Origin of the sequence: Amycolatopsis sp. ATCC 39116, from assembly GCF_000231075.2 — a bacterium.
GTDB lineage: Bacteria > Actinomycetota > Actinomycetes > Mycobacteriales > Pseudonocardiaceae > Amycolatopsis_E > Amycolatopsis_E tucumanensis.
The window spans coordinates 77997-98976 of record NZ_AFWY03000014.1 but is presented as its reverse complement, the minus strand read 5'-3'; the positions used below and the strand labels follow the sequence as shown (position 1 = coordinate 98976).

Annotated in this window: 19 protein-coding genes; 13 read left to right on the top strand and 6 right to left on the bottom strand. The window is 71.9% G+C overall.

Annotated features, from left to right (window positions below; all coding sequences use genetic code 11):
• Positions 1 to 8 precede the first annotated feature (8 nt).
• The 7 genes from AMY39116_RS0317510 (at position 9) to AMY39116_RS0317480 (ending at position 7996) form a co-directional block, all read left to right on the top strand.
• Positions 9 to 869, top strand: a complete 861-nt coding sequence (locus tag AMY39116_RS0317510) for an amino acid ABC transporter permease (RefSeq protein WP_020418930.1) — start codon at positions 9 to 11, stop codon at positions 867 to 869.
• A complete protein-coding gene (locus AMY39116_RS0317505) occupies positions 866 to 1651 on the top strand; it encodes an amino acid ABC transporter ATP-binding protein (RefSeq protein ID WP_020418929.1) in 786 nt (261 codons plus the stop codon). Before AMY39116_RS0317510 ends, AMY39116_RS0317505 begins: the two co-directional genes overlap by 4 nt.
• Complete coding sequence (locus AMY39116_RS0317500; RefSeq protein ID WP_020418928.1) at positions 1648 to 2787, top strand: CapA family protein; 1140 nt, start codon at positions 1648 to 1650, stop codon at positions 2785 to 2787. The genes AMY39116_RS0317505 and AMY39116_RS0317500 overlap by 4 nt, the downstream gene beginning before the upstream one ends.
• The gene (locus tag AMY39116_RS0317495) at positions 2784 to 4022 is read left to right on the top strand and encodes a CaiB/BaiF CoA-transferase family protein (protein WP_020418927.1); all 1239 of its coding nucleotides are present in this window, start codon (positions 2784 to 2786) and stop codon (positions 4020 to 4022) included. Before AMY39116_RS0317500 ends, AMY39116_RS0317495 begins: the two co-directional genes overlap by 4 nt.
• Positions 4022 to 5035, top strand: a complete 1014-nt coding sequence (locus AMY39116_RS0317490) for a 2-hydroxyacyl-CoA dehydratase family protein (protein WP_020418926.1) — start codon at positions 4022 to 4024, stop codon at positions 5033 to 5035. Before AMY39116_RS0317495 ends, AMY39116_RS0317490 begins: the two co-directional genes overlap by 1 nt.
• Positions 5032 to 6261: a 2-hydroxyacyl-CoA dehydratase family protein gene (locus tag AMY39116_RS0317485; RefSeq protein ID WP_020418925.1), complete on the top strand. Its 1230-nt coding sequence runs from the start codon at positions 5032 to 5034 to the stop codon at positions 6259 to 6261. The genes AMY39116_RS0317490 and AMY39116_RS0317485 overlap by 4 nt, the downstream gene beginning before the upstream one ends.
• Before the next feature lie 289 nt (positions 6262 to 6550).
• The gene (locus AMY39116_RS0317480) at positions 6551 to 7996 is read left to right on the top strand and encodes an MDR family MFS transporter (protein ID WP_235716158.1); all 1446 of its coding nucleotides are present in this window, start codon (positions 6551 to 6553) and stop codon (positions 7994 to 7996) included.
• On the opposite strand, the gene AMY39116_RS43080 is transcribed toward AMY39116_RS0317480, so the two are convergent.
• On the bottom strand, positions 7968 to 9290 hold the full coding sequence (locus AMY39116_RS43080; protein WP_039791581.1) for a S9 family peptidase: 1323 nt from the start codon (positions 9288 to 9290) through the stop codon (positions 7968 to 7970). The genes AMY39116_RS0317480 and AMY39116_RS43080 overlap by 29 nt on opposite strands.
• Entirely contained in the window at positions 9287 to 10210 is a 924-nt protein-coding gene (locus AMY39116_RS0317470; RefSeq protein ID WP_020418922.1) for an alpha/beta hydrolase, read from the bottom strand. The genes AMY39116_RS43080 and AMY39116_RS0317470 overlap by 4 nt, the downstream gene beginning before the upstream one ends.
• Before the next feature lie 98 nt (positions 10211 to 10308).
• Here AMY39116_RS0317470 and AMY39116_RS47840 point away from each other — a divergent pair, with 98 nt between their 5' ends.
• Positions 10309 to 10431 carry a hypothetical protein gene (locus AMY39116_RS47840; RefSeq protein ID WP_020418921.1) on the top strand — a complete coding sequence of 41 codons (123 nt, stop codon included), beginning with the start codon at positions 10309 to 10311 and terminating at the stop codon, positions 10429 to 10431.
• A gap of 239 nt (positions 10432 to 10670) precedes the next feature.
• Positions 10671 to 11846, top strand: coding sequence for an NAD(P)/FAD-dependent oxidoreductase (locus tag AMY39116_RS0317460; RefSeq protein WP_020418920.1), 1176 nt, complete (start codon positions 10671 to 10673; stop codon positions 11844 to 11846).
• Between the two features lie 20 nt (positions 11847 to 11866).
• Here AMY39116_RS0317460 and AMY39116_RS0317455 read toward each other — a convergent pair whose 3' ends face one another.
• The gene (locus AMY39116_RS0317455) at positions 11867 to 12613 is read right to left on the bottom strand and encodes an N-acyl homoserine lactonase family protein (RefSeq protein WP_020418919.1); all 747 of its coding nucleotides are present in this window, start codon (positions 12611 to 12613) and stop codon (positions 11867 to 11869) included.
• Complete coding sequence (locus AMY39116_RS0317450; RefSeq protein ID WP_020418918.1) at positions 12610 to 13947, bottom strand: MFS transporter; 1338 nt, start codon at positions 13945 to 13947, stop codon at positions 12610 to 12612. The genes AMY39116_RS0317455 and AMY39116_RS0317450 overlap by 4 nt, the downstream gene beginning before the upstream one ends.
• A 552-nt stretch (positions 13948 to 14499) precedes the next feature.
• On the opposite strand from AMY39116_RS0317450, the gene AMY39116_RS0317445 reads away from it, so the two are divergent.
• Positions 14500 to 14985 (top strand): hypothetical protein, encoded by a 486-nt coding sequence (locus AMY39116_RS0317445; protein WP_027936012.1) that lies wholly within the window; start codon positions 14500 to 14502, stop codon positions 14983 to 14985.
• Entirely contained in the window at positions 14978 to 15862 is an 885-nt protein-coding gene (locus tag AMY39116_RS0317440; protein ID WP_020418916.1) for a hypothetical protein, read from the top strand. Before AMY39116_RS0317445 ends, AMY39116_RS0317440 begins: the two co-directional genes overlap by 8 nt.
• A 4-nt stretch (positions 15863 to 15866) precedes the next feature.
• Here AMY39116_RS0317440 and AMY39116_RS0317435 read toward each other — a convergent pair whose 3' ends face one another.
• Entirely contained in the window at positions 15867 to 17432 is a 1566-nt protein-coding gene (locus tag AMY39116_RS0317435) for an AMP-binding protein (RefSeq protein WP_020418915.1), read from the bottom strand.
• On the bottom strand, positions 17432 to 18373 hold the full coding sequence (locus tag AMY39116_RS43075) for a nitronate monooxygenase family protein (RefSeq protein WP_020418914.1): 942 nt from the start codon (positions 18371 to 18373) through the stop codon (positions 17432 to 17434). The genes AMY39116_RS0317435 and AMY39116_RS43075 overlap by 1 nt, the downstream gene beginning before the upstream one ends.
• 541 nt (positions 18374 to 18914) lie before the next feature.
• On the opposite strand from AMY39116_RS43075, the gene AMY39116_RS0317425 reads away from it, so the two are divergent.
• Together AMY39116_RS0317425 and AMY39116_RS43070 are read left to right on the top strand one after the other, a co-directional pair.
• Positions 18915 to 19853, top strand: a complete 939-nt coding sequence (locus tag AMY39116_RS0317425) for an ABC transporter permease (protein WP_020418913.1) — start codon at positions 18915 to 18917, stop codon at positions 19851 to 19853.
• Between the two features lie 40 nt (positions 19854 to 19893).
• The gene (locus tag AMY39116_RS43070) at positions 19894 to 20970 is read left to right on the top strand and encodes a sugar ABC transporter substrate-binding protein (RefSeq protein ID WP_020418912.1); all 1077 of its coding nucleotides are present in this window, start codon (positions 19894 to 19896) and stop codon (positions 20968 to 20970) included.
• Positions 20971 to 20980 lie beyond the last annotated feature (10 nt).

Sequence of the window (20980 nt, the reverse complement as noted above, 5' to 3'; positions counted from 1 at the left end):
GAGAACCCATGACAACCCTCACCGCGGCGCCGCCCGACGACGTCGCCACCGCGCGCCACCGGTTCCGGCCGTGGCGCTGGGTGGCCGGGATCGTCCTGGCGGTCGTCACCGCCCAGCTCGCCTGGTTCCTCATCGGCAACTCCCGCTTCCAGTGGGACGTCGTGGCCGAGTACCTGTTCGACCCGACCGTGCTCGCCGGGCTCGGCACCACCGTCCTGCTCGCGGTGGTGGCGATGGTGATCGGCTCGCTGGTCGGCGGGCTGCTCGCCGCGGCGCAGCTGAGCGACTTCCCGCCGCTGCGCTGGGCCGCGACCGTCTACATCGGAGTGTTTCGCGGCATCCCGCCGCTGGTGCAGCTGATCTTCTGGTTCAACCTGGCCTACCTGCTGCCGCGGCTGTCGATCGGCATCCCGTTCGGCCCGGTGTTCGCCTCCTGGGACGCCAACCTGGTGATCACCCCGCTCACCGCGGCGATCATCGGCCTGTCGCTGGTGGAATCCGCCTATCTGGCCGAAATCATCCGCGCCGGGCTGCTCGGGGTGGACAGCGGGCAGCGCGACGCGGCCAGGGCGATGGGTTTCACGCCCGGCCAGACGTTCGTGCGCGTGGTGCTGCCGCAGGCGATGCGCACGATCATCCCGCCCGCGGGCAGCCAGTTCATCAGCGTGCTCAAGGGCACCGCGCTGGTGTCGGTGATCGCGATGGCCGACCTGCTGCACTCGGTCCAGGTCATCTACAACCGCACCTACCAGATCGTGCCGATGCTCATCGTCGCGTGCCTGTGGTACCTGGCGGTGGTCACGTTGCTGACGATCGGCCAGCGCCGCCTGGAACGGCACTTCAGCCGGGGACACGGGGTGCGGAAATGAGCGATCCGGTGCTGCGCGTGCGCAACGTGCGCAAGTCCTTCGGCGACCACACCGCGCTCGACGACGTCAGCCTCGACGTGCACGAGGGCGAGGTCGTGGTGGTGATCGGCCCGTCCGGGTCGGGCAAGTCGACGCTGGTGCGGTGCGTGCACCAGCTGGAGAGCATCGACGGCGGCGCGATCTACCTCGACGACGAGCTGCTCGGCTACGAGCGCCGCGGTTCCCGGCTGCGCCCGTTGCCCGAGCGGCGCGTCGCGGCCCAGCGGCGGCGGATGAGCATGGTGTTCCAGCAGTTCAACCTCCTCCCCCACATGACCGTGCTGCGCAACGTCACCGAAGCGCCGGTGCGCGTGCACGGCCGGGACCGCGCCGAGGCCAGGGTGGAGGCGCTGGAGCTGCTGGCGCAGGTCGGCCTGAGCGACCGCACCGAGCATTACCCCCGGCAGCTCTCCGGCGGCCAGCAGCAGCGCGTGGCGATCGCCCGCGCGGTCGCCACCCACCCGCGGATCACGCTGTTCGACGAGCCCACCAGCGCGCTCGACCCCGAGCTGGTCGGCGAGGTGCTCGGCGTGATGCGGGACCTCGCCGCGAACGGCATGACCATGGTCGTGGTGACCCACGAGATGGCCTTCGCCCGCGAGGTCGCCGACCGCTGCGTGTTCATGGAGGCGGGGCGGATCGTCGAGTCCGGGCCGCCCGCGGAGCTGTTCGGCGACCCGAAAACCCCGCGGCTGCGGGCTTTCCTGGCCCGCCACAACGCGACGATGGAGGGTGTGTCGTGATCACCATCGCCTCGGTCGGGGACCTGATCCTCGACGAGCCGGACCCGGCGTCGTTCCTCGCCCCGTCCGCGGACCTGCTGCGCGCGGCCGACGTGACGATCGGCCACGTCGAGGTCCCGCACTCCACGACGACGGTCTCGCAGAGCACCGACGTGCCCGCACCGCCCGCCGACCCCGCGGCGCTGAAGGCGCTTGCTCAGGCGGGTTTCGACATCGTCACCCTGGCGGGCAACCACATCTGCGACGCCGGTGACGTCGGCGTGGCCGACACCATCAGGCACTCCCGGGAAGCCGGGCTCCTGCCGACGGGCGCGGGGGCGAACCTCGACGAGGCCCGCAGGCCGGCGATCGTCGAGCGCGACGGGCTGCGGATCGGCGTGCTGTCCTACAACTGCGTCGGCCCGCGGGAATCCTGGGCCACGTCGAAGAAACCCGGCTGCGCCTACGTGCACGTGCTCACCCACTACGAGCTGGACCACGCGAGCCCCGGCGGGCCGCCGAAGATCTACACCTTCGCCGACCCGGACAGCCTGGACGCGATGGCCGACGACATCCGGGCGCTGCGCGCGGACGCCGACATCGTGCTGGTGTCGCTGCACAAGGGCGTCGGCCACACCCCGGCCGCGGTCGCGATGTACGAGAAGCCGGTGGCCCGCGCGGCGATCGACGCGGGCGCCGACGCGGTGTTCGGGCACCACGCGCACATCATGCGCGGCGTCGAAACCCACCGGGGGAAGCCGATCTTCCACGGGCTCGGCAACTTCGTCACCGTCACCCACGCGCTCACCCCGGGCACCGGCTCGGACTCCAGCGCGGAGCTGGAAGCGTGGTCGCGGCGGCGCAAGGAGCTGTACGGGTTCGCGCCCGACCCGCGGATGCCCGCCTACCCGTTCCACCCGGAAAGCCGCAACACCGCGATCGCCTGGCTCGGCTTCGACCGCGACGGGCTCGCCGAAGCCGGGTTCGTGCCGTGCTGGATCGACGAGCGCGGCGCGCCGGTGCCGTGCGGCGGCACGCCCGACGGCGACCGGGTGACCGGCTACATCGACGACATCACCCGCAGGGCCGGGCTGAACGGGCGGTTCACGCCGCGCGGCGACCGGGTCCTGCTGGACGACATCGAAAGGACGTCATGACCGACCAGCCGCTCGCCGGGCGCACCGTCATCGACCTGACCACAGCGCTGGCCGGCCCGTACGCGACGCTCCTGCTCGCCGGGCTCGGCGCCACGGTCATCAAGGTGGAGAACCCGTTCACCGGCGGGGACTCCTCCCGCAACAACGCGCCCTACCTCGGCCGCGACGGGCTCTCCCTGACGCGGCGCGGCGACGACGACATGTCGGTGTCGATGCTCGTCCGCGGCCGCAACAAGCTCAGCGTCACCCTGAACCTGAAGAACCCGCGCGCCAAGGCGGTCTTCGCCGACCTGGTGCGCGACGCCGACGTGCTGGTGGAGAACTACAGCCCGGGCGTGACGCACCGGCTCGGCATCGACTACCCCGCGGTGCGGGAGCTGAACCCGCGCCTGGTCTACACCTCGATCAGCGGGTTCGGCGCGCAGGGCGGTCCCGGCTCTGGCAAGGCGATGGACTCGATCATCCAGGCGCTGAGCGGCGTGATGATGACCGCGGGCGAGCCGGACGAAGGCCCGGTGCGGTTCGGGCTGCCGGTCGGCGACATGCTGGCGCCGCTGTTCGCGGTGATCGGGACCGTGTCGGCGCTGATGCAGGCCGAGCACACCGGCGAGGGGCAGCACGTCGACGTGTCGATGCTCGGCGCGCTGACCTCGCTGGTCGCGTGCGAGCCGTTCGACGCCTTCGAGGCGGTCGGGCTGCCGCAGCGCACCGGGTCGATGGTGCCGCGGCTGGCGCCCTTCGGGATCCTGCCTGCCGCCGACGGTCACGTCGCCCTGTGCGCGCCGACCGACGCGTTCGCGCACGGCGTGCTGCGTGCGATGGGACGCGCGGACCTGGTCGAGGACGACCGGTTCCACAGCCGGGACCAGCGCGTCCGGCACGCCGACGAGCTGCACGACCTGATCCGCGAGTGGTGCTCGTCGCGCCCGGTGGCCGAGGTGGTCGACGCGTTCGCCGCGCACGGGGTGCCCGCGGCGCCGGTGCGGGAACCGCGGGAGGCCGTGCGCGATCCGCTCGTGCGGCAGCGCGAGGAAGTGGTGCCGCTCGCGCACCCACGGCACGGCGCGGTCGCCGACCTGTCCGCGACCGGCATCCCCATCCGGTTCTCCGGCGCCCGCGCGGGTTTCGACCGCCCGGCGCCCGCGCTCGGCGAGCACAACGACCAGGTGTACCGGGAGCGGCTGGGGTACAGCGCCGAACAGCTCGCGGAACTGGCCGCCGACGCGGTGATCTGATGGCCGCGGTGATCGGATACGTGGGCGCGGACGTCCCGGTGGAGCTGATCACCGCGGCCGGGGCGCGTCCCGTGCGGCTGGCCGGGCGGCCGGACGCGGACCGGACGCTGGGCGAGAAGTACCTCGGCCGCGGCCTCGACCCGGCGGCGCGGTCGTTGCTGTCCCGGTTGCTGGCCGGGGAGTTCGGCAGGCTGGACGGGCTCGTGGTGTCCCGCGACTGCGAAGCGTCGTTGCGGTTGTTCTACGCGCTGCGCGAGCTGCGGCGGGTGGAGCCGGCGGTGGCGCTGCCGCCGGTGCACCTGGTCGACGTGCTGCACCTGCCGCACCGCACGACGACGCGGTACGTGCTGGCGAAGGTCCGGCAGCTGCGGGCGACGCTGGAATCGTGGACGGGCTCCGTGATCACCGACGCGGCACTGGCCGAGGCGATCACCGCCCAGGACCGGTTGCGGGCGCTGCTCGGTGAGATGGCGGCCCTGCGCCGGCGCGGACGGCTGAGCGGGACGCGAGCACTGTCCATCGTGGCCCGGACGACGGCGTTGCCGGTGCCCGCGGCGATCGAGCTGGTGGAGTCGGTGCTCGAGGAGGAGCACGCCCCGGTGCCGGGGCTGCGGGTGTTCCTCACCGGCAGCGGGCACGACGGCCCGGAGGTGTACGAGGCGCTGGAGGAGGCGGGATTGCTGATCGTCGGCGAGGACCACGACTGGGGTGATCTGCTGTGGCAGCGGCGGGTGGGCGCGCCGACCGAGCTGGCGCTGGCCGAGCGCTACCAGCACAACGGGCCGTCCGCCCCGCGCGCGTCGATCCGCGCCCGGGCCGCGCACACCGCCGCCGCGGCGCGGGAGTGCGGAGCCGAAGCGCTGATCTCCTACGTCCGCGAGCACGACGACGCGCCGCCGTGGGACTACCCGGCCCAGCGCGAAGCCACCGGGTTGCCGGCGGTCCTGCTGGAACGGCAGCCGTACGGCGGCCTCACCCCCGAAGCCCGCACCGCGATCAAGGAACTGCCGTGACCCGCCTCGCCTCCGCGTCCGCCGCCACCGCCTACCAGAAGGAGTGGTTCGCCGGCCTGCGTGCGCAGGACGGGCCGCTGGCGCTGGTCAACGCCGACGCGCCGCAGGAGATCTTCCGCGCCATGGGCATCCCGTACGTGGTGAACCAGTGGTGGGCCTCGATCGTCGCGGCGAAGCGGCGCACCCAGGACTACCTCGCGCTGCTGCGGGAGCGCGGCTACCCGGACTACGTGGAGCAGTACAGCTCGACGTCGCTGGCCTCGCTGTTCGACCCCGATCCGGCGAACGCGCCGTGGGGTGGCCTGCCGCGGCCGTCGATCGTGCTCGCCGAGACCACCGGGGACGCATCGCGCAAGATCTTCGACGTCTGGGACGCCCAGCCGGGCATCACGTTCTACCCGCTGGAGAGCGCGGCCGCGGACGACGTGCCGGTGCGCTGGTGGGAGCTGATGCCGCGGCGCTGGGAGGAGGCGATCGGCAGCGACCGGCTCGACCTGATGGTGGGCGAGCTGGAGGGGCTGATCCGGTTCCTGGAGCAGACCACCGGGCGGGTGTTCTCCGAGACCCGCTTCCGGGAGGTGATGGCGCTGGTCAACGAGCAGCAGGAGTGGAACCGGCGCACCAGGGACCTGATCGCGGCGGCGCGGCCGTGCCCGCTCGCGGTCACCGACAGCATCCCGAGCGTCATGGTGCCGCAGTGGCATCGCGGGACGGAATGGGCGCGGGACGCGGCGCGGGCCTTCCACGACGAGGTCGCGGCGCGCATCGACGCGGGCGCGGCGGTGTGCGAGGACGAGCGCGTCCGTCTCATGTGGATCGGCCGGGGGTTGTGGTTCGACCTGGATTTCTACCGCCGGTTCCAGGAGAGCCACGGCGCGGTGTTCGTGTGGTCGATGTACCTCGCGATCGCGGCGGACGGGTACCTGCGCTACGGCGACGACCCGTTGCGGGCACTGGCGGCGCGTTTCGCCGCGTTCTCCGACCAGTTGTACACGCCGCCGTGGTCGGCCGAGTGGTACGTGAAGGAGGCCCGCAACCACGGCGTGGACGGCGTGGTGCACCTGGTCTCCGACGACGCGCGCGGCGGCTACTTCACGACACGCGCCCTGCGGGCGGCGGGGATCCCGGTGCTGGAGCTGCACGCGGACAACGTCGATGCACGGCAGGCCTCGCCCGAGACGATCAGCGCCGTGGTGCGCGACTGGCTGGACCGTGAGGTGTGCTGAACGAGCCCGATACCCGCAGTGCTCGGCAGCGGTCGCCGGAGGCGATCAGCACAACCTCCAATGTCCACGGCGCTCGGCGACATGCGGCAGCCGCCGCCCCAGGCGATCAGCGCGCGCGAGGGGCGGAACCGTGACGTGCGCCGAACCACCCTCGACACCCACGGCGCTCGGCGACGCGCAGCGGGCGGCGCCCCAGGCGCGCGGCGGGCGCGACGGGCTGAACCACCCCCGACGCCCACGGCGACCCGCGGCAGCCGTCGCCGGAAGCGATCAGCTCACTGGTGCGTGAATGGTGAACCCTGAACCCCCGTCGATGCCCGCCGTGCTCGGTGGCGCGCTGGTCGCCTTGTTCGCCGCGTCGCTGACCAACACCATCGCCGGCATCGCGCTGCCGACGATCGCCGGGGAGCTGGGCGGGCAGGACAAAGTGGCGTGGGTGGCGAGCGCCGCGCTGCTTACCATGACGGCCGCGACCCCGTTGTGGGGCAAGGGCGCCGACCGGCGGGGCCCGCGGCCGCTGCTGCTGGCGGCGATCGCGGTGTTCGTGGCCGGTTCGCTCATCGCGGGCGCGGCGTCGGCGATGGGCTGGCTGATCACCGGCCGCGCGGTGCAGGGCGCCGGCGCGGGCGGGATCCTGGCGCTGTCGAACGCCCTGGTGGCCGGGCTGGTCCCGGCACGGGAGCGCGGCCGGTACACCGGCTGGTTCGGCATGTCGTTCGGCGTCGCGTCGGTCGCGGGGCCGCTGGCCGGTGGTCTGGTGGTCGGCGCGTGGGGCTGGCGGTGGTGCTTCCTCGGCGTGGTGCCGATCGCCGCGGTGGCGGCGGTTCTCGTGCGGCTGGCGCCCCACCGGCAGCCACCGACATCCCGCGCCCCCGTGGATTACGCGGGCGCCGCACTGCTCACGGGTGCGCTCGGCGGCCTGGTGCTGCTGCTGTCCGCAGCGGGCAGCGCCTGGCCGTGGCTGTCCTGGCCGAACCTCGTGCTGGGCCTCGTGGTCGTGGGCCTGGGTATCGCGGCCCTCGCCAGGGAGCTGCGGGCCGCGGATCCGATCCTGCCGCCCCGGCTGTTCCGCGTGCCGTCGTTCGCCGCGGCGGTCGGCGCGAGTTTCCTGCTGGGCGCGGTGATGTTCGGCGGCATCATCTACCTGCCGCAGTACCTGCAGGTGGTGCGCGGGCACGACGCGGTGCGCGCCGGCCTTTTGATGCTGCCCCAGATCGGCACCATGATCGCGGCCTCCGTGCTGACCGGACGGCGGATCGTCGCGTCCGGCCGCTGGAAGGTGTTCCCCGCGGCGGGGTGCGCGTTGCTGGTGGTGGGCCTGGTGATGCTCGCCCCGCTGACGCCCGCCACCTCCCCGTGGTGGCTCGCCGCCGCGATGGCGGTCCTCGGCGCGGGAACCGGGATGGCGCAACAGGTTCTGGTGCTGGCGGCGCAGAACGCGGTCGGTCCCGGTGACCTGGGGGTGGCCGGTTCGGCCGCCACGTTCGCCCGCTCCCTCGGCGGGGCGGTCGGCGTGGCGGCCTTCGGCTCGGTCATCGCGTCCCACCTCCGCGAGGGGCTGCCGGGCGATCTGCTCGGCACTCCCGAACAGATCGCCCGGCTCCCGGCCGCCTTGGCGGAGACAGTGCACCTGACCTATACCAGCGGGCTGCGGCTCGCGTTCCTCGCCGCGATCCCGTTGGCGCTGCTGGCCTTCGCCGCGGTCGTCACCGTCCGGGAGACACCGTTGCGGTGAACGGCCGGTTGAACACCGGCGGCGTGAACGGCACGTACCGGCCGCCCATCACCCGCGGCGAGGTGGACGGCCAGTGCCCGGTCCGCAACCGGTCCAGCATCACCTCGATGGCCCTCACCTGCTCGTCCGCGGTGAAGGTGCAGTGCCCCGCGGTCTGCACGTACGTCTGCCGCAGCAGCGGGCCGTTGCCCGCCGACCGCACCACCGCGCCGTAGGACTGCTGCTGCGCCACCGTCGAGATCTGGTCGCCGGTCGCGTTGACGGTCAGCACCGGGATGTCCAGCTCGCCGTCGAACACGATGCCGCGGCTGAGGTAGGCCACCGCGGACGGGTCGGCGGCGATGCGCGGCGCCGCCGCCAGCCGCGCGAGGTCCGCGGCGAGGTCCAGCCCGGCCCGCCGGTACAGCTCCCGCACCGCCGGGTCGTCGCCAAGCTGCCTGGCGTAGTCCACCCCGGTGTTCCACGACGGGTTGCCACCGGCCAGCTGCTCGATCTGCCTGCGGCTGCTCATCGCCTGTCCGATGTAGGGCAACGGGCCGCCGGCCAGCGCGAGGTACGTGCCCTCCTGGCGCTCGGTCACGGTGCGGGGCAGCGGCGTCTCGGAGCCGTCGGCCGCGAGACCCCACTCCGGGAGCTGCCCGATCGCGCCGGCGAGGGCGATCCGCGCCCGGCCCTCCGGCGTCGCCTGTGCCCCGGCGAGCGCCGAGATCCAGGCCTGCTGCGTGCCCGGCACGTCCGCGGGGATGCCGGTCACCGGCAGGTCGCGGTCCGGGAACAGCAGCGTCTTCAGCGTGAACACGGTGTCCAGCTTCTGGTTCCACTGCCCGACCGCGCCGCCGAGGCCACCGCAGAACGGCACCGCGGCGTCGAAGACCTCCGGGTGCACCTGCGCCGCCCCGGCGGAGACGAACCCGCCCATGGACTCGCCGGACGCGATGGCCCACTTCGCGGGGCCGGAGGCCGCCTCGAAGCGGGACAGCGCCTCGGCCTGGTTGTCGATCGCCCGCGCGATGTTCCACCCGGTGACCGTGCGGGTGGTCCCGCCGACGGCGATCCCGCGGTCCACGAGCCGGACGGTCAGCGGATCGGCGAGCCCGCCGGAGGCGAAGTCGAGCCCGACGATCACCGTGCCCTGCCAGTGGTCCGGCTTGACGAACAGGTACGGCGTGCCGTCGGCGAGGCGGCCGTCGAGACAGGACGCGCCGGCGAGGCACTGGCCCGCCGCCGACGCGGGCACCGCGGTCCCGGCGGTGAGCAGGAGTGCGGCCACCAGGGCACGCGCGAGCCGCCTCATCGGACCGGGAAGTTCTTCGCGGCGACCTCCCACCCCGGCGTCGCGCACAGCGTGCACGAGCCGAGGAAGTAGTCGCGTGCCACCGGGTTGCCGTTGAGGGTGAAGTCCAGCCAGTTCACCAGCACCGAAACGGCCTCCTCACGCATGGCGGCGTCGACCTGCCCGTCGCGCAGGCCGTACCAGAACCCGCTGTGCCCGGCGCCCGGGTTGGTCGCCCGCACGGCGGGCACGGTCGCCAGGTCGTAGTTGGCGAGGCTGTTCTCGTGGGCCACGTCGGACGGTCCGCCGTCGAGGAACAACGCCGGGGTGTGCAGCTTCGCCAGCTCCTCCCGGCCGTACCCGTACCGCCCGTCGGCGAAGAAGCCGCTGTCGAGCGAGGCCACCGACTTCACCCGCGGATCCGCGCCCGCGACCAGTGCTTCGAGCCCGCCGCAGGAGTGCCCGGCCACCGCCACGCGGTTCAGGTCGAGCCGGTTGCGCAGGTCGCTGCCCTTGCGGTCGTTCTCCCGCTCGGCCCAGGTGATGCCGTCGGTGATGACCTCCGGGCGCGGGGTGCCGTTCTCGTCGTTCGCCGGCTGGTCGACCGCGCCGACCGCGACCACGACGAAACCGTGTGCGGCCACCAGCATCTCCGTGGCGAGCAGCTCGTTGTTGCCGAGGTGGCGGCACGCGCCGTTGCCGATGACGACCACGGGCAGCCTGCCGTGGATCTCGTCCAGGTCCGCCGGCCGGTACACCGTGTACTCGACGGCCAGGCCCCGCGTGTTGGCGGCCGCCTCGCGGACGACGGGGTGGAACTGCTCCATCGCCGGCCGGTTTGCCGTCTCCGGAGTCGTTCCCGATGCCAGGCCCACCGTCACACCGGTGAGGGCCACGGCCGCCGCGGCGGCCGCCAGGACCTTCCACACGAACTGCTTCACAGGACGCCTTCCCTTCGTTGGGGGACCTCACTGTGGTCATTTAGCACGACGACCGTCAACGGCACTGTCACTCAGTGGAAGGCCTCTAGACTCCGGCCATGACCGGACCCGCCCCGCAGCACTCGCAGCGCCTGCTGGGCACCCTGCTCGGCGACTACTGGTTCTGGCGCGCGGCCCGTCGCCTGGTCACCACGTCGGCAGGGAAGCCGTTGCGCGCCTGAGATCTCGACGAGCTGCGCCAGTCCTACGCGGACTTCCTCACGACAGGCGACACCTCAGAGCCCGATCGGACATCACTGTGTAGCCTGGCGACGCCGCGGACGGCGCCGTCACGGATCCCGGCCCGCCGCCGAGGAGTCGCCGGCTAGATCCTGCGGGCACGGGAGTGATCCGGGTCACGCGTTGTCACGCCCCGGGGAGCCGCTTTGTCAGATGGTCGACCCTCTGCGAAGGAGACACCATGAGCGGCAACACCGAAGTGATCGTGATCGGCGGCGGTTACGCCGGAGTCATGGCGGCGAACCGGCTGACGCAGCGCGGCGACGTGACCGTCACCCTCGTCAACCCGCGCCCGGAGTTCGTCGACCGGATCCGCCTGCACCAGCTGGCCGGCGGCACCGGCCCGGCGGTCGTGGACTACCGGAAAGTCCTGGCCGCGGGCGTGCGGCTGGTGGTGGACACCGCGACCCGCATCGACGCCGCCGCGCGGCGCGTGACGCTGGCCGGCGGCGACACCCTCGGCTACGACTACCTGGTCTACGCGGTGGGCAGCGGCAGCGCGGACCCGGGCGTGCCCGGCGCGGCCGAATTCGCCCACCCCATCGCCTCCCTGGAGGAAGCCGAGCGCGTGCGGCCACTCCTCGACGCGGCGTCGACCGTGACGATCGTGGGAGGCGGGCCGACCGGCATCGAAACCGCCGCCGAGCTGGCCGGGCGGGGTCGCGCCGTGACGCTGGTCTGCGGCGGTGAACTCGGCCCGTACCTGCACCCGAAGGGGCGGCGCTCGGTCGCCCGGCGCCTGGAAAAGCTGGGCGTGACCGTGCTCGACGGGCCCACGGTGACGGCCGTGACGCGGGACGCCGTCGAACTCAGCGACGGCCGCGCGCTGCTGTCCGGGGTGACCATCTGGACCGCCGGGTTCGGCGTCCCTGACCTCGCCGCCCGCAGCGGCCTGACCACCGACGCGCTGGGCCGCCTGCTCACCGACGAGACCCTGACCAGCGTGGACGACGAGCGCATCGTCGCGGCCGGGGATTCGGCGGCGCCGTCGGGGCTGCCGGTGCGGATGAGCTGCCAGGCCGCCGTCCAGGTCGGCCCGCAGGCCGCGCGGACGGTCCTGGCCCGGATCGCGGGCGAGGAGCCCGCGCCGATCGACGTCGGGTTCGCCGGGATGTGCATCAGCCTCGGCCGCCGGCACGGCATCTTCCAGTTCTCGACGAAGGACGACACCGCGAAGGCGAACTTCATCGGCGGCAGGCTCGGCGCGCTGGTGAAGGAGGTCATCTGCCGGAGCATCGTGTGGCAGCTGGGCTACGAGGCGCGCCACCCGGGCAAGCGGCAGTGGTGGGCCAAGGACGAGAAGCGCCGCGAACTGGTGCGGGACCAGGCGCCGGCCGTCACGGACCGGGCGGCTTGACGCGGGAAGCGGTGCCCGGCTCAGGCGACGCGGACGACGTCCCGTCCCGCGGCCGGGTACCGCTCCAGCACCTCCGGGTCGTGGCCGGGCAGCACGATGCCGCTCAGCTCGCGGATCCGGTCGAACGCGCCGTAGACGCCGGGCATCGAGTGCAGCAGCGGCGCCGGGCGGTCGTCGTCGAGGTTTTCGTAGAAGTGGCTGGCGTCCGAAGCCACCACGACCGGCCCGGCGGCGGTCGCGACGCGGACGATCTGCATCCCGGCCGTGTGCCCGCCGACGACGTGGACACTCAGCCCGGGCAGGACCTCCACGTCGCCGTCCACTTCGGACAGCCGGTCGCCGCGGACGTGGCCGAGCGCGTCCTCGTCGAGCAGCCAGTGCTCGCGCCGGATGCGCTTCGCCCACGGTCCCGTCCAGTAGGCCAGTTCCGCGCGCTGCACGACATAGCGGGCGCCGGGGAAGTCCGCGACCGTCCCGGCGTGGTCGTAGTGCAGGTGCGTGAGCACCACGAGGTCCACGTCCCCGGCCGCGACGCCGATCGAGTCCAGCAGCTCGGCCGGACGCCGGTAGTCGAGGCCGGGCGGCACTCGCGTCGGGTGGATGCCGGCGTCGATCAGGACGGTGTGCTGGGCCGACCGCGCCAGCCACACGTAGTACGCGGTCGGGTGCGGCTGGTCGGCCTCCCCCGCGGCGCACCCGAGGAAGTGCTGTCCCCGGGTGCCCTCGCGGCGGCCGTAGCAGAGGGCGTGGACCTCGTACCGGCTCACCGCGCGGCGCCCACCGGCTCCGGCGCGGCGGTTTCCTTGAGGCCGAGCCGCGCGGTCGGCACGCGGTAGGTCTCGCGCGCGGTGGCCACCGCGATCACGTTGACCAGGCACAGCCCCGCGGTGAAGATCGACACGCCGAGCCACGCGCCGGCCCCGTCGCCGGCGACCGCGGCGGCGACCGTCGGCAGGAACCCGCTGATGGCGAAGCCGATCTGGGTGCCGATCGCGGTGCCGGACAACCGCACCCGCGCCGGGAACATCTCGCCGTAGAAGGCGGGCCAGACGGCGCTGGTGGCGGTGTAGACGACGCCGAACAGGACGATGCCGACGGCGAAGATCAGCACCCAGCTGCCCGCCGCGATGGCGCCGAGGTAGGCGAAGATCAGCACCGCGCAGCCCAGCGACCCGGCGATGAACAGCGGTTTGCGCCCGACGCGGTCGGCGAGCTTCGCCCACAGCGGGATCGAGACGACGGCGGCGATGTTGGCGAGGACCCCGACCCACAGCATCGGTGTCTTGCTCAGGCCGACGGTGTTGACCGCGTAGGACAGGGCGTAGACGGTGAAGATGGTGCTGACGGAGGCGATCAGCGCGGCGACGATCACCCGGAGCACGTCGGCCCAGTGCTCGCGGAGCAGCACGACCAGCGGCAGCTTGGAGACCTCGCCTGCGCTGACCTCCTGCTCGAACACCGGGGTCTCCTCGACCGTGCGGCGCACCAGGTAGCCGACGAGGACCATCAGGGCGCTGCCCCAGAACGGCACGCGCCAGCCCCAGGACAGCAGCGCGTCCTGCGGCAGCGCGGCGACCGGGAGGAACACGGCGGTGGCGACGATCTGCCCGGCCTGGGTGCCGCTGAGGGTGAAGCTGGTGTAGTAGGCGCGCTGGTTCTCCGGCGCGTGCTCCAGCGACATCGAGTTGGCGCTCGCCTGCTCGCCGCCCGCGGACAGCCCCTGCAGCAGCCGGAGCGCGACGAGCATGATCGGGGCGGCGACCCCGGCGGTCTGGTAGCTGGGCAGACAGCCGACGAGCACCGTCGAGACGCCCATCAGGAGCAGGGTGAGGACGAGCACGCGCTTGCGCCCGAACCGGTCGCCGAGGTGGCCGAGCAGGATGGCGCCGAGCGGCCGCGACACGTAGCCGACGCCGAACGTGGACAGGGCCAGCAACGTGCCGGTCGACGGATCCGAGGCCGGGAAGAAGATCTTGCCGAACACCAGCGCGGCCGCCGTGCCGTAGATGAAGAAGTCGTAGTACTCGAGAGCGCTGCCGACCCAGGCGGCGAGTGCCGCCTTCCGCGAGCGCGCCCTGTCGGCACCCGGCTGAGCCACCACGTCGTGCTCCTTCTCAATGGACCAGATGGTTAATTGCAGATACTCAGGTAGCCGCGGCGGGGTTGTCAAAGTGGCTCCGGTCACAGATGCGCGCCGGTAACTTGGGATCATGTGGCGCGGCTGCGTGGCCCGATTTGGCGAGCGGCGGCCGTCGCGGTGGTGTGCACCGGGTTGCCGGTCTTCACGGTCGCCGGTTCGGACCGGCAATCCCGCGACGCCGCGGTGATCAAACTCAGCACCGCCCAGCGCTTCAAGGTCTACGAACAGGAACTGGTTGTTCACGACCCCGCTCGCGTCCGCACCCTGGACGACGAGAGCGGACGACGTCCGGTCGTTCTGGATCCACGTCCCGCTGCTGGCCGGGCTCGCCGGAGCCCCGGCGGCCGGCCGGGCGGGTGTTCGCGACCTACGCCGAAGGCGGCGAAATCGAACTGGGCGGCGCGCACCTCACCGCAACCCCGCCGATTCACCCGAAGGGACTAGTCAACTGCTGTATCAGGTCGCGCCCCGGGTGCGTCCTGTAAGCAAGAACTCCCTCCGGGACGGTGAACCATGCGGAGGTATCAAGCAGCAGCGTTGCTGATCGGCGCGGCTCTCGCGGGGTGCGCGGGCGGGTCGCCGATCCCCGGCGAGCAGACCGCGGACAGCCCGCCCGAGAGCACCACGGCGAGCGAGACGACCACCGGCACGACGGACACCACTGAGCGCACGCGGACCTCGAAGAAGAGCGCTCCGCCCGGGGTGCCGGGCAGCCCGATCAACTACGACAGCACGGTACGCGCGGCCGGGCCGACCAGCGCCCAAGGCGCGATCCTCCGCGAGCTCGCGGAGTTCTGCGGGCCGGACCGGTGCGGTGTGCGGGTGCGGATCGTCGGTTCCGGCGACTGCGCGACGGACATCTCGCCGGACCCGGTGTACCCGGGCGGAACGATCACCATCACGGCGAAACCCTGTGAGACCACAGAGGAAACCACCACTGAGGAGTCCACCGAGGAGTCCTCTTCGGAGCAGTCCACTTCGGACAGCACCGGTGGCTAGGACCCGGCTGTCACCACCCCGCCCCCGGACAACGCCGCAGACCGGACCGGCCAGAGCGCTGCGCGTCGTCGGCACCCTGGCCGCGAACGCGACGCTGCTGACCGGCCTGCTGTACTACTTCGGTTTCCTGACCACACAGGTGTTCTTCAGCTACTTCCGCGTGCACTACACACTCCTCGGCCAGACCACGCCGGAGATCCTGGCGCGCGGCGTGGACGGCCTGCTGCTGCCGATCGCCGAGATCGCCGCGGCGGTGTTCCTGGTGCTCGGGGTGATCCGCTTCCTGCGGTTCCGGCTGTCGCGGCGGGCGTGGCAGACCCTCCTGCGCCGGGCGACGCCGGTGGCCGCGGTGCTGGGGGCGGCGCTGCTCGCGGTGACGTTCGCGATCGCGCTGGACCCGGTGCCCTACCGGCGGTTCACCGCGCTGCCCGGCCTGGGTTTCGCGCTCGCCGTGGTGCTGCTGATCTTCGCGTGGCGCCGGTGGACCGCGCCCGCAGGCAGCGCGCTCGGGGTGGCGGAGTGGCTGGTGGCTTACGCGCTGGTGACGTTCGGCCTGTTCTGGGCGGTCGCCGACTACGCGGGCCAGGTCGGCGTCCGCCGCGCCTTCGAAACGGAGCAGGCGCTGCCCGCCCGCCCCGCGGTGGTCCTCTTCAGCACCCAGCGGCTCAACCTCCCGGGCGAAGTGCACTGCCCCGCCCCGGACGGCGCGTTCCAGTACCGCTACCCCGGGCTGAAGCTGCTGCTCCAGTCGGGCGGCCAGTACGTCCTGGTCCCGGACGGCTGGCGCCGCCCCGAGGACGCCACGTACCTGCTCCCCCGAACGAACACGGTGTGGCTGCAGTTCAGCCCGCCGGGCACCCCCGCCGCCGGCTGCTGACGCCTCAGCCGATGCGCCTGCCCTGCCCGGCCCAGTACGGCGCGCGCAGCGACTTCTTGTCCACCTTGCCCGACGCGTTCAGGGGCAACGCGGACACGAAGTCCACCGACTTGGGCGCCCACACGCTGCCCTTGTGCTCCTTGACCAGAGCGATCAGCTCCTCAGCACCGACATCGGACCCGGGTTTCGGCACCACGACCGCCTTGACCGCCTCACCCCACTTCGGGTCGGGCACGCCGAACACCGCGCACTGCGCGACCGCGGGGTGCTGCGCCAGGACGTCCTCCACCTGCCTCGGGAAGACGTTGAACCCGCCCGTCACGATCATGTCCTTCTTCCGGTCGACGAGGTAGAGGTACCCGTCGTCGTCGAGGTAGCCGATGTCCCCGGAGTGCACCCAGCCGTCGCGGATCGCCTCGCTGTCGAGCGCCGGGTCGAGGTAACCGACCATCTGCCCCTCCTGCCGGGTGCAGACCTCGCCCACGTCCCCGACCGGCAGGATCCGGTCGGACTCGTCCTGGATGCTCATCTCGACGTGGAACATCGGGCGCCCGGCCGACGCCAGCCGCGCGGCCTCCTCCGGCGTGCCGAGCCGGTGGTCCTCCTTGCGCAGCGTGGTCATGAACCCGGGCTCGTGACCGGCGTAGGTCTGCACGAAGATCGGCCCGAGCGCGGCCAGCGCCTGGCGCAGGCGTTCCGGCGCGATCGGGGACCCGGCGTAGACGACCGTGCGCAGCGACGAGAGGTCCATGTCGGCCAGGCGCGGGTGGTCGAGCATCAGGTACAGCGCGGTCGGCACCACCGCGGTCGCGGTGACGCGCTCCTTCGCCACGGTCTCCAGCAGCAGGTCCACGTCGAGGGAGGGCAGCATGACGTTCGTCCCGCCGCGCATGAACGTCGGCAGCACGAACGCCCCGGTGAAGTGCGTGAGCGGCGCGCCGTGGGCGAACACCTCGCCGGGCCGGGTGTCGGCGATCTCCAGACCGGCGGTCACGATGTAGTGCGACCAGGCCTCGTGCGTGTAGACGACCCCCTTCGGGGTGCCCGTCGTGCCCGAGGTGAACGCGACGTAGGCGAGGTCGTCCGGCGCCGGCTCGGGGACCGGTGTCTCCGTCGGCGCCGCGCTGAACACCATCCCGTAGTCCCACGTGTCCGCCACGTCCTCCCCGCCGCCCAGGCGGACGTAGCGCCGGATTCCCGGCAGCCGCGTGCGGAACTTCCCGACCACGGGCTCGAACTGTGCGTGGTAGACCAGTGCCGACGCCTCCGACTGTTCCAGGAAGTAGGCGAGGTCCTCGGCCGAGGCCCTGGCCGGCATCTGCACCGTCGCCGCGCCGGCCTTCCAGATCCCGTGCTGCGTCGGGATGAACTCCAGGCAGTTCGGCATCAGCAGCCCGACGCGGTCCCCCTTGCGCACCCCGAGCTCGTGCAGGCCGTTGCCGACGCGGTCGGACCACTCCCGCAGCTCCCGGTACCGGATCCGGCGGCCACCGTCCACGATGGCCACCCGGTCCGGGTAGTACGCGCAGGCGCGGTCCAGGACGCTCGGCAGCGTTCCCCACAACGACATCAGGACTCCTTTCCGGCCGCACAGGCCTCGGCGAGGGGATCGACGGGAACGGCCCGGAGGGCCGAGGTGTATTCCGCCCGGACCGACTCGACCAGGTCGGCGACGCTCTGCACGCGGCGCACACCGTGCGCGCTCTGGCCGGCCGGCCAGGCGCGCGGCTGCTCGAGCAGGGTCCGGAAGTCGAACCCGGTGCGATCCTTGCCGTCGCCGGCGGCAGCCAGCGAAGCGGCGAGGAAGTTGGCGGGCAGCCCGCTCGGGCCCCGCGACTGGACGATGTCGTCGAGCGAGGCGTCCACGAGCGCCTGCCGGTAGTCGTCACCTGCCAGGCTCTCCTCCGTCGCGATGAACCTGGTGCCCATGTAGACCAGATCCGCGCCGAGCAGGCGGGCGGCGAGCAGTGCGACACCGTCACCGACACCACCGGCGAGGACGACGGGCCCGGCGTAGCGCTCCCGCACCGCGCGGACGAAGGAGAACGGGTTGTTCCACCCCGTCTGCCCGCCGGCCCCCGACGTCAGCAGCACGAGACCGTCCGCTCCGGCGGCGAGCGCGCGGTCCACGTGGCGCAGGGTGGCGACATCGGCGAACACCAGCGCTCCGGCGTCGTGCAGCGGCCCCACCACCGGCTCCGGGGAACCGACGCTGGTGATCACCACCTCGACGCCATGCCGCACGAGGCAGTCCACATCCTCCCGCAGCCGGGTGTTCGACCGGTGCACGACCAGGTTGGGCGCGACCGGCGCGGCCGCGGCGGGCAGCGCCGCACGGATCAGGGACAGCCACCGGTCGAGCTCGGCGGGGTTGCGCGCGTTGTGCGTCGGGAACGAGCCGATGACGCCGTGCCGGCAGGCGGCGACGACGAGAGCGGGACCCGAGACGGCCGTCATGGGCGCCGCGATCAGCGGCAGGCGCAGCCGCGGGGCCCAGGAAGAGGGAAGCATGCGGTTTTCTCCGAGGCAACGGTGACCGGCAGGAAAACGAAATCGACGAATTCGGCAAAAGAAAATCAGCGCGACGGTGAATGCGTCACACCGCTCCCTGTCGCGTCCGTGAACACCACTGGCTATCTAACGCCCGATAAGTAGGGCACGCACCGCTCCGTTTGTCAAGTTCGCCCTGCGGACAACCCGCCCGGCCGCGGCAACACGGTTGAACCTTTGACCATTCAGGACTGAAACTTCCCAGCGCAGCAACGGATCTAGTCACTGAGACGTCGGCTCACGGTGCCACTCGGCGGCGGCCCCCGAGACCGAAGCGTTACCCAATCACGCCGCCGGCCGCCCCGGCCCACCTCACCCCAACGGGTGGTAACCCGCTCCCGTGGACCACGGGGACTTGTCTGAAAAACGAACCCGTGTATCTTTTCCGTCAATCCTATCTAGTGCTCGCTAAGCACCTCGCGCATCGGACAATGGAGTAGCGATGAGCGCAGTTCTACCGAGGTCGCGACCGTCATTCCGGAACCGGATTTCCCAGGAACGGGTGGTCCTCTTCGTGGTCGTGGCCCTGTTCGTGGCCTTCAGCCTGACCCTCGACGGGTTCCTCAACGTCGACAACCTGGTCAACCTGGTCCGCAGCGTCTCCTCGCTGGGGATCTTCGGGGTGGCCATGGCGGTCGTGGTGATCGCCAGGGGGATGGACCTCTCCCTCATCGCGTCGATGGGCGTGGCCACCGCGGTCGCGATCCAGCTGATGCGCACCCCGGTCAGCACACCGGTCGCCCTGCTCGTCGGGCTCGGCATCGTCGTCATCATGGGGCTGCTCAACGGGTTCCTGATCGCCTTCGTCGAGATCCCGGCCCTGTTCGCGACGCTGGCCTCCGGTCTGCTGGTGTACGGTCTCGCCCGCACCACCGTCCTCGACGGACTGATCGCGGAGCTGCCGGGTGACCGCGAGTTCGTCCTGGCACTGGGTCAGGGCACCGTCGTCGGGATCCCGGTCCCCATCATCGTGTTCGCCGTCGTCGCCGTGCTCGCCCAGCTGATGCTCTCCCGGACCCGAGGGGGACGCTTCATCTACGCGCACGGGGACAACGCCGGCGCGGCCGCGATCACCGGCATCGCGGTGCGGCCGCTGACCGTGTTCGAATACACCGCCAGCGCCGCGATCGGGTTCGTCGGCGGCCTGGTCACGGCGGGCGCGGTCGGCGGGCTCAACACCCAGGTCATCGACGGCTCGCTGATCTACGACGTCCTGCTCGTCGTGGTGGTCGGCGGGATCAGCCTCGTCGGCGGCCGCGGCAGCGTCGCGAGCGTGGTGGCAGGCACCGCGTTGATCGGGATCATGCTCAACGGCATGACGATCATGAACATGAACACCCACGAGCAGGACATCGTCAAGGGTCTCATCCTGCTGGCGGCGCTGGTGCTGGACAACCGGCTGCACCCGCGCGACGAAGAGACCGTTCGCCAGGGCGACTGACCGCCCCCGGACATCCACCGAAGGACAAGGAGGTCCTCCCATGCGTCCACTTCGCACTCGCGCGGTCCGCGCACTCGCACTCGGCGCCGCCGCGATGCTGATCGCGACCGGCTGTTCCACCGGCACCAGGGCGAACTCGACGTCGGCCGCGGCAGGCCAGGTCCCGCCGACGGCGTCCGCCGGCGAGCTCCGCAACCACGCCCTGCAGAGCATCGAGGGCAAGACCGTCGCGTTCGTCCCGGTGGGACTGGGCACTCCGCTGATGGAGGAGTGGAACCGGCAGATGGAGAGCGGCTTCAAGGCCGCCGGGCTGAACTACGTCCTGCGCGATCCCAACTGGGACACCGCGAAGCAGGCCGAAGCCGTGCAGTCGCTGATCAACGAGAAGCCCGCGGTGCTGGTGGTGCACAACTTCGACGTGCAGATCCTCGCCAAGCTCATCCAGCAGGCCGAGCAGGCCGGGATCTACGTCATCCAGATCAACATGGTGAGCAACTACAAGTCCGACGCCTTCGTCGGCGCCGACACCATCGACCTCGGCCGCCGGATCGCCACCGACATCGTCAGCGAGTGCGGCGCGCACACCCCCACCTCGCACGAGGTGCAGATCGTGCAGGGTGACGCGACCTCCGGGTTCACGCTCGACGTCATGGCGGGCGCGAAGGAGGTCTTCGACCAGCACCCGGAGATCAAGATCGTCTCCACGCAGGCGGCGAACTGGGACCGCACCAAGGCGCACGACATCACCGCGACGGTGATCCAGCAGCACCCGAACCTGTGCGCCAGCTGGGGTTTCTGGGACCAGATGCAGTACGGATCGGCGGCGGCCATCAAGGAGGCCGGGAAGCTCGGGCAGGTCAAGGTGTTCACCTCCGACCACAGCTCGATCACCTGCGAGGGCATCCGCGACGGGATGTTCCACCAGTCCTACGGGTACTCGGTGCCCACGCAGGGCACGGACATCGTCGCCATCGCCAAGTACCTCCTGCAGTCCGGCCAGGCGCCCGGCACGGCCCGGATCGCCGATTACACGCCGCTGGTGAAGATCGACAAGTCCAACTGGAACCAGCCGAACATGTGTTACGACGGCAAGAGCGACGGGCTCACCGTTTCCTGACCCGCCGCCA

Coding starts and splice junctions, on each gene's coding strand:
- AMY39116_RS0317505 (WP_020418929.1), top strand. CDS start 866: ATGAGCGATCCGGTGCTGCGCGTGCGCAACGTGCGCAAGTCCTTCGGC.
- AMY39116_RS0317435 (WP_020418915.1), bottom strand. CDS start 17,432: ATGTCGTTGTGGGGAACGCTGCCGAGCGTCCTGGACCGCGCCTGCGCG.
- AMY39116_RS47840 (WP_020418921.1), top strand. CDS start 10,309: ATGACCGGACCCGCCCCGCAGCACTCGCAGCGCCTGCTGGGCACCCTG.
- AMY39116_RS0317495 (WP_020418927.1), top strand. CDS start 2,784: ATGACCGACCAGCCGCTCGCCGGGCGCACCGTCATCGACCTGACCACA.
- AMY39116_RS0317490 (WP_020418926.1), top strand. CDS start 4,022: ATGGCCGCGGTGATCGGATACGTGGGCGCGGACGTCCCGGTGGAGCTG.
- AMY39116_RS0317445 (WP_027936012.1), top strand. CDS start 14,500: ATGCGGAGGTATCAAGCAGCAGCGTTGCTGATCGGCGCGGCTCTCGCG.
- AMY39116_RS43070 (WP_020418912.1), top strand. CDS start 19,894: ATGCGTCCACTTCGCACTCGCGCGGTCCGCGCACTCGCACTCGGCGCC.
- AMY39116_RS43075 (WP_020418914.1), bottom strand. CDS start 18,373: ATGCTTCCCTCTTCCTGGGCCCCGCGGCTGCGCCTGCCGCTGATCGCG.
- AMY39116_RS43080 (WP_039791581.1), bottom strand. CDS start 9,290: ATGAGGCGGCTCGCGCGTGCCCTGGTGGCCGCACTCCTGCTCACCGCC.
- AMY39116_RS0317510 (WP_020418930.1), top strand. CDS start 9: ATGACAACCCTCACCGCGGCGCCGCCCGACGACGTCGCCACCGCGCGC.
- AMY39116_RS0317460 (WP_020418920.1), top strand. CDS start 10,671: ATGAGCGGCAACACCGAAGTGATCGTGATCGGCGGCGGTTACGCCGGA.
- AMY39116_RS0317480 (WP_235716158.1), top strand. CDS start 6,551: ATGGTGAACCCTGAACCCCCGTCGATGCCCGCCGTGCTCGGTGGCGCG.